The 12,404-nt window shown below is 70.2% G+C and carries 10 protein-coding genes and 1 tRNA gene; 3 read left to right on the top strand and 8 right to left on the bottom strand.

Translation table 11 applies throughout. The annotated features are described in order from the left end of the window. Nucleotides 1-167: 167 nt before the first annotated feature. The 3 genes from AB0Q90_RS34575 to AB0Q90_RS34585 form a co-directional block, all read right to left on the bottom strand. On the bottom strand, nucleotides 168-2,054 hold the full coding sequence (locus tag AB0Q90_RS34575) for a tetratricopeptide repeat protein (protein ID WP_363161756.1): 1,887 nt from the start codon (nucleotides 2,052-2,054) through the stop codon (nucleotides 168-170). A 206-nt stretch (nucleotides 2,055-2,260) separates the two neighbouring features. Continuing rightward, nucleotides 2,261-2,334, bottom strand: a tRNA-Met gene (locus AB0Q90_RS34580). 69 nt (nucleotides 2,335-2,403) lie between these two features. Then, on the bottom strand, nucleotides 2,404-5,352 hold the full coding sequence (locus AB0Q90_RS34585; protein ID WP_363161886.1) for a UPF0182 family protein: 2,949 nt from the start codon (nucleotides 5,350-5,352) through the stop codon (nucleotides 2,404-2,406). Nucleotides 5,353-5,516: 164 nt separating this feature from the next. Between AB0Q90_RS34585 and AB0Q90_RS34590 the strand changes: the two genes are divergently transcribed. Beyond that, on the top strand, nucleotides 5,517-6,059 hold the full coding sequence (locus AB0Q90_RS34590; protein WP_363161757.1) for a PPA1309 family protein: 543 nt from the start codon (nucleotides 5,517-5,519) through the stop codon (nucleotides 6,057-6,059). Nucleotides 6,060-6,114: 55 nt separating this feature from the next. On the opposite strand, the gene AB0Q90_RS34595 is transcribed toward AB0Q90_RS34590, so the two are convergent. From AB0Q90_RS34595 to AB0Q90_RS34610, 4 genes are all read right to left on the bottom strand, one after another. Next, nucleotides 6,115-7,209, bottom strand: a complete 1,095-nt coding sequence (locus AB0Q90_RS34595) for a PDZ domain-containing protein (RefSeq protein WP_363161758.1) — start codon at nucleotides 7,207-7,209, stop codon at nucleotides 6,115-6,117. 36 nt (nucleotides 7,210-7,245) lie between these two features. Continuing rightward, nucleotides 7,246-7,401, bottom strand: a complete 156-nt coding sequence (locus tag AB0Q90_RS34600) for a hypothetical protein (protein ID WP_363161759.1) — start codon at nucleotides 7,399-7,401, stop codon at nucleotides 7,246-7,248. Between the two features lie 175 nt (nucleotides 7,402-7,576). Beyond that, nucleotides 7,577-8,035 carry a molybdenum cofactor biosynthesis protein MoaE gene (locus tag AB0Q90_RS34605; protein WP_363161760.1) on the bottom strand — a complete coding sequence of 153 codons (459 nt, stop codon included), beginning with the start codon at nucleotides 8,033-8,035 and terminating at the stop codon, nucleotides 7,577-7,579. Nucleotides 8,036-8,319: 284 nt separating this feature from the next. Continuing rightward, the gene (locus tag AB0Q90_RS34610) at nucleotides 8,320-9,435 is read right to left on the bottom strand and encodes an SDR family oxidoreductase (protein ID WP_363161761.1); all 1,116 of its coding nucleotides are present in this window, start codon (nucleotides 9,433-9,435) and stop codon (nucleotides 8,320-8,322) included. Nucleotides 9,436-9,628: 193 nt separating this feature from the next. On the opposite strand from AB0Q90_RS34610, the gene AB0Q90_RS34615 reads away from it, so the two are divergent. Both AB0Q90_RS34615 and AB0Q90_RS34620 read left to right on the top strand, forming a co-directional pair. After that, the gene (locus AB0Q90_RS34615; protein ID WP_363161762.1) at nucleotides 9,629-11,059 is read left to right on the top strand and encodes a zinc-dependent metalloprotease; all 1,431 of its coding nucleotides are present in this window, start codon (nucleotides 9,629-9,631) and stop codon (nucleotides 11,057-11,059) included. Next, complete coding sequence (locus AB0Q90_RS34620) at nucleotides 11,056-11,586, top strand: NUDIX hydrolase (RefSeq protein ID WP_363161763.1); 531 nt, start codon at nucleotides 11,056-11,058, stop codon at nucleotides 11,584-11,586. Before AB0Q90_RS34615 ends, AB0Q90_RS34620 begins: the two co-directional genes overlap by 4 nt. A gap of 54 nt (nucleotides 11,587-11,640) precedes the next feature. Here AB0Q90_RS34620 and AB0Q90_RS34625 read toward each other — a convergent pair whose 3' ends face one another. Further along, entirely contained in the window at nucleotides 11,641-12,396 is a 756-nt protein-coding gene (locus tag AB0Q90_RS34625) for an AIM24 family protein (RefSeq protein WP_363161764.1), read from the bottom strand. Nucleotides 12,397-12,404: the final 8 nt, after the last annotated feature.

The following is a 12,404-nucleotide window of genomic DNA, read 5'->3' on the forward strand; positions in this document are numbered from 1 at the left end:
CGAGGCCCGTTCAGGGCCGACAGCGGGGGTCCGGGGGCGGCAGCCCCCGGGGACGGGACGGGTAGGGGCGGCGGGGGCGAAAAACCCGGACGCCAGCCACAGCCCAGGCCGACCAATACCCACCCCCAGCCCAGCCCAGCCCAGCCCAGCGCAGCGCAGCGCAGCGGCTACGCCGACAACTCCTCCCGCAACGCATCCCGCAACCGCGCCGCCCGCTCAGCAACCTCCGCCGGCCCCAGCGACACCGCCCGGTCAGCCCACCGCTGCCCCTCCGCCAGCTCCCCGCGACGCGCGTAGACCAGGGCCAACCGCAACGCCGCCCGCCCATGCCCCGCATCAGCGGCCCGCGTCCACCACACCGCCGCCTCCGGCTCGCTCCCCTCCCGCGCCAGCAGCAACCCCAGATTGAAGGCACCATTGCGCGACCCGGCCTCGGCCGCCGACCGGTACCAGCGAGCAGCCTCCACGACATCCCCGCGCGCCGCCGCCAGCATCCCGACCCGCACCTGCGCCCGCCGATGCCCCTGCGAGGCCGCCCGCTCGTACCACTCCTCGCACTCGCTCTTCTCGTGCACGGACTCCCCGAGCTCATGCGCGGGCGCCGGCGGACGCCGGGCGTCCAGCACGGTCGCCAGCCGGTACGCCCCCTCCGCGCTGCCGCCCCCCGCCGCACACCGCAGATGCCGCTCCGCCCCGGACTCGTCGCCGTCCCGCAGCAGCGCAATACCGACCTGGAGCGCCGCCTCCGTATGCCCCGCGGCCGCGGCCCGCTCGTACCAGCGCAGCGCGACGACGTCCTCGCCCCGCCCCGCGAAGAGAATCCCGAGGTTGAACGCGGCGTCGACACTCCCCGCCTCCGCCGCCTTGGAGAACCATGGCTCCGCCCCGGCCGTGTCCCCGCCCTGCAGCAGCAGGATCGCCAGCGCGTTGGCCGCCTCCCGGTGCCCCGCGTACGCGGCCCGCCGGTACCACTGCTCCGCCTGCGCGGTCCGCGCCTGCTCGGCACAGAGCAGCCCGAGGTTGTACGCGCCGTTCACGTCCCCTGCGTCCATCGCGGCCCGGTACCACCGCTCGGCGGTCTGCGTCTCTCCGCGCTCGGCATGCAGCGCGCCCAGCGCGTTGGCCGCGTTGCCGTCCCCGTCCTGCGCGGCCCGCAGCCACCACACGGCGGCGCTCTCCGTGTCGCCGGCGTCCCGCAGCAGGAACCCCAGCGCGCAGGCCGCCCGCGCCTCACCGTCCTTGGCGGACGTCAGATACCAGCGCCCGGCCTCCTTGAGCTCTCCGCGCCGCTCCAGGATCGCCCCGAGGTGCAGCGCGGCCCGGCGGTGCCCGCGCGCGGCGGCCTGCCGGTACCACTGCTCGGCCTCGGTACCGGCCTCGGTACCGGCCTCGGCATCGACCTCGGACTCGACGTCGGACCCGGCCTCGGCGGGCGAGCCCACGCCGGAGGAACCCCCGGCGACGCCCGCCCCGACACCGTTGTCACCGTCGTTTTCCCCCATGCCCCGCCGGTCCAGCGCTCTCGCCAGCCGGTACGCCGCCTCCCGGTGCCCCCGCTCGGCCGCAACCCGCATCCACTGCTGGCACCCGGCGTCGCCACGGTGCTCCAGCAGATCGGCGAGCGCGTACGCGCCCAGCGTGTGCCCCTGCTCTGCGGACTGGCGCAGCCAGTACTCGGCGGCCGGCTCGTCCCCGCGCTCACGGTGATGGCGGCCCAGCGCATGCGCGGCCGCGGCCGATCCGGCGACGGCGGCGATCCGCCACCAGCCGGCGGCCTCGTCGGCGTACCCGCGCTGGTGAAGGAGGACTCCCAGGTTGTTGGCGGCGGCGCGGTCACCGGCGGCGGTCGCGGCACGCAACTGGGGCTCGGCTCCGTCGAGATCACCGCGGCGCAGCAGCATGGCCCCGAGGACGCTCATCGCCTCGGCATCGCCGGCGTCGGCGGCGAGCCGCAGGCGCAGCTCCTCAGCGGCCTCGCCGGCTTCGTCCCGGTCGGAAGGCTGCACAAAACGCCCTGTCTCCAACAGAGTTGCCTTGTCCCCCATAACGTCCATCGTCGCACCACCTGCAACCTGGGTACACCTGGTATACCGCAGCCAGTGAGGTCACTTCAGCGTTTTGTCGACATGCCCACAGAGAGACAAGTCAAACACAGTTCCCCCAACTCCCCACAGCGGCACGGCCATCCCCTCCGTCGGCACATGCGTTCGCACATCACGAAGGCCCGGATCCCTTTCAGGATCCGGGCCTTCGCCATCAGTAGCGGGGACAGGATTTGAACCTGCGACCTCTGGGTTATGAGCCCAGCGAGCTACCGAGCTGCTCCACCCCGCGCCGTTGTTCGGCAACCGTATCACGGCGCGGAGGGGGCATTTGATCAGCCTCTGTGATCAACCACGATGATCAACCGCTGTCGGGACTGCCGCTCGGAGTCGGACTCGGACTGCTGCCGCTCTGACCGCCGCCGGAATCCTCGGCGTCGCCCTGCGCCTCCTCGGCCCGTCGCAGCGCGTCCTCAAGGTCCTTCTGCGCCTCGCCGTACGCGTCCCAGTCGCCGTTCTTCAGGGCTTCCTGGCCGGCGTCGAAGGCCTTCTGCGCGTCCTGGAGGGCCTCCTTGACCGTCGGATTGTCGGATGTCGGCGGTGGCGTCGGTTCCGGGGTGTCACCGCCCTCGTCCTCCGGTGGCTCGCTGGGCGCACCCTCCGCTCCGAAGATCTTGTCGAGGGCCTGTTCCAGAGTGTCCTCGAAGGCGGTCGCGCCTCCGTAGGTCACCAGAACCTTGCGCAGCAGCGGGTACTTGAGCCCGCCACCACGGACGTAGACCGGTTCGACGTAGAGCAGTCCGCCGTCGAGTGGCACCGCCAGCAGGTTGCCGTACTCGACGTTCGAGTCGCCTCTGCTCAGCAGGCTGATCGTCTCGGCGATGTCCTGTTCGGAGTTGAACTGGCTCTGCACCTGTTTGGGCCCGTTGACGGTGGTGTTCGTCGGCAGTTTCAGGATTCTGATCTTGCCGTAATCACTTGTGCCCGCCTCGGCGTTGACCGCCATGAACGCACTCAGGTTGTCGCGGCCGTTCGGCGTGAACGTCGTCGTCAGCGAGAACGCCTGGGCCGTCTGGTCCGGCATCTTCATGCTCAGGTAGTACGGCGGCACCGCGTTGCCCGACTTGTTGGTCGGGTCGTCCGGCACCTGCCACACCTCGCTGCCGCTGAGGAACGTCTGTGCGTCGTCCACGTGGTAGCGGCTGAGCAGCTCGCGCTGGACCTTGAACAGGTCCTGCGGGTAGCGCATATGGGCCATGAGTGACTGGGAGATCTCGCTGCGGGGCTCCACCGTGTTCGGGAACGCCTTCATCCAGGTCTTCAGGACCGGGTCCTTGGTGTCCCACTCGTAGAGCTTGACCTCACCGGTGTACGCGTCGACGGTCGCCTTCACCGAGTTGCGGATGTAGTTGACCTGGTTCTGCTGGGCCACCACCGCGCGCGAGTTGTTGGTCGCGGTCAGCGAGTCGGCCGTCGTGTCACCGAGGGTCGTGCGGGAGGCGTACGGGTAGCCGTTGGTCGTCGTGTAGGCGTCGACGATCCACTGGATCTTGCCGTCCACGACCGCCGGGTAGGCGTCACCGTCGATGGTCAGCCACGGGGCGACCGCCTCGACGCGCTCCTTGGGCGTGCGGTTGTAAAGGATCCGCGAACCCTCGCCGATCGCCCCGGAGTACAGGATCTGCGGCTCGCTGAACGCCACCGCGTACGCCGCCCGGTTTATCGGGTTGGAGAGGTTGACCCCGCTCTTGGCCTCGTAGCTGTAGGTCTTCTCGCCACTGTCGTCGGAGTAGTCGATCTCCTTCTGGGGACCGCCGACGATCGAGTACTCCGTGGTCTTCTCGCCGTAGTAGACCCGCTGCTGGTACGTGCCGAGGTCGCCCTTGGAGGGCAGGTCGGACTCCGTGAAGACCGGGCGGCCCTGGGAGTCGGCGCTGGTTCCCTCGGCGGCGACCACGCCGTAGCCGTGCGTGTAGCGGAAGTGGTCGTTGATCCAGTTGTTCTTCGGAATGCCGTTGAGGTTCAGCTCACGCAGACCGATGACCGTGTCTTGTTCCTCGGCGTTCTTGCCGTCCTTGCTGTACCGGTCGACGTCCAGGTTGGTCGGGAACCCGTAGTAGTTCCTGATCTGCTGGAGCTGCTGGAAGGTCGGCGAGACCACGTTCGGGTCCATGATGCGGATGCTCGCCGCCGCGTCCACATCGTCGCGCAGCTTGGTCTTGTCCTCGGTCTTGCTCTGCCCCGAGTACTCGGTGACCTGCGCGTCGTCGATGCCGTAGGCCTCACGCGTCGCCTTGAGGTTCTTGTTGACGTACGGCGCTTCCTTGGCCTGCTCGTTCGGCTGGACCTGGAACTTCTGCACGATGGCCGGGTACAGGCCGCCGATGAGGATCGCGGAGAGCACCATCAGGCCGAAGCCGATGACGGGCAGCTGCCAGGTGCGCCGCCACAGCGTGGCGAAGAACAGCAGGGCGCAGATGACGGCGATGCAGAACAGGATCGTCTTGGCCGGCAGGTAGGCGTTGGCGTCGACGTAGCGCAGGCCCGTCCAGCTGTCGGTCGCCTTGAAGTCGCTGGACTTCACGGCGAGGCCGTACCGGTCGAGCCAGTAGGCGACCGCCTTCAGCGCGACGAAGATGCCCAGCAGCACCGACAGGTGCCCGGTGGCCGCCGCGGTGGCGCGCGCGCCCGGGCTGGTGATGCGCAGCCCGCCGTAGAGGTAGTGGGTGAGCGCGGCGGCGATCAGGGACAGGATCGCGGCGGCGAAGCCGAAGCCGAGCAGGAACCGGTACCAGGGCAGGTCGAAGGCGTAGAAGGAGACGTCCAGGTGGAACTGGGGGTCCTTCTGGTTGAACGAGACGCCGTTGACCCACATCAGCCAGGTGCGCCACTGCCCGGAAGCCGAGGCGCCGGCGATGAGGCCCACCAGCGAGGTGATCGCGAGCAGCAGCCACTTCTTGTACGGCGCGATGCCCATCCGGTAGCGGTCGAGGCTCTGCTGCTCCATCGACATGGCGCTCAGCGGCGGGCGCAGCCGGTGTGCCAGCCAGATGTTGAAGCCGACCGCCAGGGCCATCAGCAGGCCGAAGACGGAGAAGAGCCCGATCTTCGTCCACAGGGTGGTCGTGAAGACGGACGAGTAGTTCACCGACCGGTACCAGAGCCAGTCCGTCCAGAAGCCCGCGAACATGGTGAACGCCATGCCGAGTACGGCTAGGACGCCCAGTGTCATGAGCAGGGTCCGGACACGCCGGGACGGGCGGCCCACTCTGATCCGTGGCCCGGTGGGGCCTCCGCCGCGGTCCGGCATCTGGAAAGCCAAGGTTCGCACCCCGAAGTTCGCTGTTGATCCGTCAGGCCCGCGTCTTCGTGGACCCTCCGTGGCCCCCCGTGATCGCGGGCCCACACCTATGCAACTTACTCACGCTTTACTCGGTTCCCGATTCGGGCCGGGAACGAGGCAGGATTGTGACCATGTCCAACACTCCCATGGCGGCGAGCCCGCTCACCCGGGCCGTACTTGAGATCGACGAGTACGCCTCCGGCCTCGGCTGGGACCAGCCCGCCCGCCTTTTCGCCCTCGTAGACACCGCACGGCTGCGGGCCCAGGAACCCGGCCTCGCCGCCCAGCTCGGCCTGGAGGACGAGCAGGAGAACCCCGGCCTGACCCCCATCGAGCAGGATGAGATTCCAACGGGCAAGCCGCTCGACGAGTTCCTCGGCACCATCGCCTGGCCCGACGCGGTGGTCGGCTGCGCGCTCACGGTGGAGCGGCTGATGCTGCCGCCGTCCGCCGAGGCGCAGGTTCCGAAGAATCTGAGCGAGACCGCGCTGACGAAGTGGGTGGCCGAGCACCCGGACCGTCAGGAGGTCCGGATGACGGTCGCGGTGCTGCGCGACGGCACCCGCGAGTCGGCCCTGCGGCTGCGCGAGAAGGACACCCCGACGGACGTCCTCACGGGCGCCGACCTGGTCCCGGGCCTGGCCCAGGCCCTGGCGGCAACCTTCGCGGACTGAGCGCTTCGGCTACGGCGACGGGGGGCGCCCCCGTCGCCGTGGGAAGGCCGGTCGGTCAGCTCTTCGCGCACGTCGGCAGGTCGGCGGTGTCGCCGCTGCGGATGTCCTTGAGGGCGCCCAGGGCGTCGTCGATGGTGTCGACCTTGACCAGGGTGAGCCCCTTGGGGGTGTCCTTGGCGGCGGACGCGCAGTTGTCGGCCGGGGTGAGGAAGTACTCGGCACCGTTGTCGCGGGCGCCTACGGTCTTCATCTCGATGCCGCCGATCGGGCCGACCTTGCCGTCGTCGTCGATCGTGCCGGTGCCGGCCACGAACGTTCCGCCGGTGAGGCTGCCCGGGGTGAGCTTGTCGTAGATGCCGAGCGCGAACATCAGACCGGCGCTCGGGCCGCCCACGTCGGCGAGCTTGATGTCGATGGTGAACGGGAAGGTGTGGTCGGTCCCGGCGGAGATCCCGACGATGGCGCGCTTCTCGCCGTCGTCGTCCGAGGTCGCCGTGGTGATGGTGACGTCCTCGGTCTTCGTCGCCGTCCGCTGCTCCTTCTCGGCCGCGGCCTGCTCCTTGGCGGGCACGATCGTGAAGGCGACGTCCTCGCCGGGCTTGTGCTTGGTCACCAGCTCGGCGACGTCGGCGGGCTCCTTCACTGCCTTGCCGTCGACCGCCTTGATCACGTCACCGGCGTGCAGCCTGCCCTCGGCCGGGGAGTCCTTGACCACCGTGGAGACGATCACCCAGGACTGCACCGGGATGTCCAGCTCCTTCAGGGCGGCGACCTTCGCGCTCTCCTGGGACTGGCTGAACTCCTCGGCGTTCTCCTGGGTCGACTCCTCCTCGGTCTTGCCGTCCGGGTAGAGCGTCTCGTGGGGCACGACTTTGTTGTCGTGCGCAAGCCAGCCGTACACCGCGGCCACGAGGTTCATCTTGTAGTCGGCGCTGGTGACCCGCACGGTGGTCATGTTCAGATTTCCGCTGGTCGCGTACGTCTTGCGCCCGGAGATCTGCAGCACCGGCTCACCGTCGTGATCGCCGAGCGTGTTCACCGTCGGCCCCGGGGACATCTCCGAATACGGCACGGGGATGAACACTCCCGCGCACAGGAGCGCGATCAGCATCAGGGTGGAGGCGAGCATCGTCGCGGTGCGGCGTGGCATGCCTCGACAGTACGGGACGTGTCTGTCAGCGTCCCGTCAGGGCTGTCGCTCCATCGCCTCGCGGAAGCGGGCGTACCCGTCGAGCTCGGGCCCGTCGCTGCGCACCTTCCGGGTCCGATTGGCCCAACTGCCCCACAGACCGGCGCCGATCGCAGCGACAAGCGGAATCAGCAACCAGGCGAGCGCCGCCATCCCGTCCTCCCAACCCCAATGAGCGACCGCAACTGACTGATCAGCAGATTAACCATCCGCACTGACAACGCTCGGGGCCGGGGTGCGGTTACGCAACCGGAGGACGGGCCAGGTTCCGCTCAGCAGGCGCCGACCCACCCTCCCGTCGCCCGACCGCCACCCCTCAAGGACGGCGCTACGCGCCGACCCATTCATCTGTGCCGTCGGAGAACGTCTGGTGCTTCCAGATGGGCACCTCGTGCTTGAGGTCGTCGATCAGCTTCCGGCAGGCCTCGAAGGCCTCGCCGCGGTGCGGGCAGGAGACGGCGACGACGACCGCGAGATCCCCGACCTCAAGGTCGCCGATGCGGTGCACGGCGGCCAGCGCGCGCACCGGGTACTCGGCGACGACCTTCTCGGCGATCCGCCGCATCTCGGCCTCGGCACTGGGATGGCAGGAGTACCCGAGCCGGTCGACGTCGGCACCCCCGTCATGGTTCCGCACGGTCCCCACGAACAACGCGGTCCCACCTGCGGCGTCGTCCCCGACGGCCCGGAAGACCTCGTCCAGGGAGAGCGCGGTCTCCCTGATGGAGATCAACTTGATGGAATCCTGCGCGGCCTGCTCACCAGGGTGGTCGTTCATGGGTGCCATATGCCCATCGTGCCGCACGCCGAGGAGAAGCGGGAATAGCGCTATCGCCCGGCACACGCGTGTGCCGCTTTGGAGCCTCCTACAGACGTGCGCAGCCTGTAGCCGCTGAGCCTGCGGGCAGTCGTGCCGCCTGGTCCGACTCCCACCCCAGCAGGCGGTACCGATGCAGCCGCTGAGCCTGCGGGCAGTCGTGCCGCCTGGGGCGGCACGGGTGGGCGCAGGCGGCACCCGGCAAGCGCCGGCGAGTGCACCCACCCCGGCCCACTGCAACACCGGGCGCCTTGTCAGATCCGCCGCCGAGCCTTCCGCGCCCGCCGCACCACAGCCGCCGCGCCCAACAGCGCGACCGTCGCACCGGCCGCACCCGCAGCCGTCGCGTCCTTGCGCCCCAGCCGCCGCCCGGCCACCGTGTGCCGCCCGGCCACCTCCTCCAGCAGCTCGGCCAGCACCTCCTCGTTCGTCCACTGCGGCCGCCACCCCGCGTCGTGCAGCCGGCTGCCGCTCACCACCCAGGGGTACATCGTGTACGCGAGATCCCCGGCCGGTGACGGCGTCAGCCCGATCCGGTGCAGCCGCGCCGCCGCCCCGAGCGCGACCGCCGACGGCAGCTCCATCCGCCGGATCCCGCTCAGCTCCTCGACCTCCTCCTGCTCCAGCCACCCCTCGCACCCGACGGCGAGCTCGCCGTCGACCTTCTCCAGGACGGCGTACTCCAGAGCACTGCACAGGTCCTCGACATGGCAGAACTGCCACGCGGGCCGCGACCCGGCCACCACAAGCAGCCGCGGCGACTCGAAGTACCTGGTCAGCGCGGTGTCCGTGCCGCCACCGACCAGTACGGCCGGGCGTACGACGGTGACATTGAGCCCGGGGTGCGCGCGCGGTGCGCGCCGCGCGAGCCGTTCGATCTCCAGCAGGTCCCCGACCCCGGTGGCCTCCGCCGTGGCGCGCAGCTCCGCGTCCTCGGACAGCGGCAGCTCGTTGTCGGGCAGGGCGCCGTAGACCATCGAGGACGTGCACAGCACGACCCGGTGGATGCCGGCCGCCGCGGCAGCGGTCAGCACGGTCTGCGTCCCCCGGACGTTGTAGGCCGTACGGGCGGCCGCGTCGGTCTCAAGGTCCAGGTCGAGCGCCAGATGCACGACGACGTCGGCGCCGCGCAGCTTGTCCGCGATGGCCGGATCCCGTACGTCCAGGATGTGCCACTGCGCCGCCGCGCACTCGCCGCGCCGCTCGTCGATGGCGATGACCTGCTTGACCTCGTCGGACGCGGCGAGCCGCTCGGTGAGCAGCGCTCCGACGCCGGACGCGGCACCGGTTACCGCGACGACTGGCCCGCGCGCGGCGGGCGGGGTTGACTGGTTTCGCGCTGCGCGAACCTGCGGATCAGGGGAACTCACCGGGCGTCTCCAGCGGTTGTCTTCAGTACGTGCACAAGTGACGCGTACGTACCAGGTGGCATCCATCCTGCCGCAGGCCAAGAGTCGGCGAAGCACCGAGGCCCTAACCGCCCCGTGGTGTCTACGCTGGGTGGTGTTATCGGGCAGCCGCGCCGTCGGTGACAACCGGCGGCCTTACCAGCCGAGGAATCCCGTGAGTGACACCCCATTCGGATTCGGCCTTCCGCCGGAGGAGCCGGACGACGGCGACGAGGGCAAGAAGAAGGACCAGCAGAGCGGTGGTGGTCAGGGACCGGCCAACCCGTTCGGTTTCGGCGGGCTGCCCGGCGCCGGGGGCTTTGGCGGCCCCGGCGCGGACAACCCGTTCGCTGCCATGTTCGGTTCGCTGAACCCCAACGACCTGGGCGCCGCGTTCCAGCAGCTGGGCCAGATGCTCTCCTACGAGGGCGGCCCGGTGAACTGGGACATGGCCAAGCAGATCGCCCGCCAGACGGTCTCCCAGGGCACGTCGGACGGCACCAAGGACGCGAGCGTCGGCCCCGCCGAGCGCACCGCGGTCGAGGAGGCCGTCCGCCTGGCCGACCTGTGGCTCGACGACGCGACGTCGCTGCCCTCGGGTGCCGGCTCGGCGGTGGCTTGGAGCCGCGCGGAGTGGGTCGAGGCGACCCTGCCGGCCTGGAAGGAGCTCGTCGACCCGGTCGCCGAGCGCGTCGGCACGGCCATGGGCGACGTCCTGCCGGAGGAGATGCAGGCCATGGCGGGCCCGCTGATCGGCATGATGCGCTCGATGGGCGGTGCCATGTTCGGCACGCAGATCGGGCAGGCCGTGGGCGTGCTCGCGGGCGAGGTCGTCGGCTCGACCGACATCGGCCTGCCGCTCGGCCCGGCCGGCAAGGCCGCGCTGCTGCCGGTGAACATCGAGACGTTCGGCAAGGACCTGGGCGTGCCCAAGGAGGAGGTGCGGCTGTATCTCGCCCTGCGCGAGGCCGCCCACCAGCGCCTCTTCGCGCATGTGCCGTGGCTGCGCTCGCACCTGTTCGGCGCGGTCGACGGCTACGCGCGCGGGATCAAGGTCGACACCGCCAAGCTGGAGGACGTGGTCGGCCAGTTCGACCCGCAGAACCCCGAGCAGCTCCAGGACGCCCTTCAGCAGGGCATGTTCCAGCCGGAGGACACGCCCGAGCAGAAGGCCGCCCTGGCCCGTCTGGAGACGGCTCTGGCCCTCGTCGAGGGCTGGGTGGACGCGGTCGTGCACGCGGCCGCGAAGCCGCGTCTGTCGTCCGCCGACGCCCTGCGTGAGACGCTGCGCCGTCGCCGCGCCTCGGGCGGCCCGGCCGAGCAGACGTTCGCCACGCTGATCGGTCTGGAGCTGCGCCCGCGCCGGCTGCGCGACGCGTCCCGGCTGTGGGCCTCGCTCACGGACGCGCGCGGGGTCGACGGCCGCGACGCCCTGTGGGCCCACCCGGACATGCTGCCGACGGCGTCCGATCTGGACGACCCGGACGGCTTCGTGCACCGCGAGCAGCTGGACTTCTCCGAGCTGGACAAGATGCTCGGCGAGGCGGCCGAGAAGCCCGACCTGCGCAAGAAGGACGACGACACCAAGGACGACGACACCGAGTGAGCCTGTACGACGACGCCGTCCTGGTGCTGAAGGGCTACGAGGACCAGGGCCAGGCCGAGCTGCGCCAGACCTACCTGGACCACCTCGCGGCTCACCCGGACGGCATGTGGAAGGCCTGCGAGGCCGGGCACATCACGGCGAGCGCCCTGGTGATCGACCCCTCGCGCGGGCGTGTCCTGCTGACCCTCCACAGGAAGCTGCGCATGTGGCTGCAGATGGGCGGCCACTGCGAGCCGGAGGACGCCTCGCTGGAGGCTGCGGCCCTGCGGGAGGCCACCGAGGAGTCCGGCATCACCACCGGCCTGTCCCTCCTGCCCGGCGGCCCGGTGCGGCTCGACCGCCATCCGATTCCGTCGCCGTGCAACTGGCACCTCGACGTCCAGTACGCCGTCGTGGCCCCGCCCGGCGCGGTCCAGGAGATCAGCGACGAGTCGCTGGACCTGCGCTGGTTCGCCTACGACGAGGTCGCGAACGTCGCCGACGAGTCGGTCGTACGACTGCTGGAGACGACCCGCTCGCGGCTGTGAACGCGTAAGGGGTGGCCACCAGGTGGCCACCCCTTACGTCTGTTTTCCGGACGGTCAGCTCCAGACGTTGCCCTGGTTCTGCCCGCGGGCCCCCTGCTGGCCCACGCCGTACTGGGCGGCGAGGCCCGAGCCGATCTGGGCGTTCTGCGGCGGGAGCAGCTCACTGGGCTGCACGAGCGCATAGCCGCTGCCCATGAAGCTGAGCTCCCAGCCTTCACCGGTGTTGCCGCGGCGGCGCCACACCCCGGACGAGTGCGTCTGGGCCTGCATCTGCACGCGCAGGCCGGTGGACCACGCGACGATGGCGTCGGCGTCGCAGTTGACGTACTTGTCGGGCGTGACCTGCATCAGCAGCGGCATGCCCGAGGTCATCAGGGCGACCTTGCCGCGGCCGGTGATGTTGAGCTGGTACTTCCCGGAGCCGGAGATGCCGTACTGGCTGTCGACGGCGATGACCTCGTGGTGCAGCGAGGAGTCCATGGCCAGCACATAGCTGCTGTCCACGGTCAGCCCGTCCTGGTCCACCTCCATCAGATGGAGGTGCTGCTTGAGGTTGGCGAGGTAGACCGTGCCCTGCCCGTGGCAGCGCATGAGGTCCAGGCCCTCGCCGGTGTTCGCACGCGCGCGTCCCTGCTGGTTGCTCTGGAACTCGGCGTCGAACTCGACGAGGCCCTGGTAGGCGACCATCGTGCCCTTGCGGGCGAGGATGTCGTCGTGGCCCTCCAGGGTGAGCCGGAGCATCTGCTTGTTCTGCAGGCTCCAGCGATCCTGGGTCTGCTGGTCGTTGTAGGCGAAAAGCGGACTCTGCATGGTGTGGT

The organism is Streptomyces sp. NPDC079141 (assembly GCF_040686775.1).
Lineage (GTDB): Bacteria > Actinomycetota > Actinomycetes > Streptomycetales > Streptomycetaceae > Streptomyces.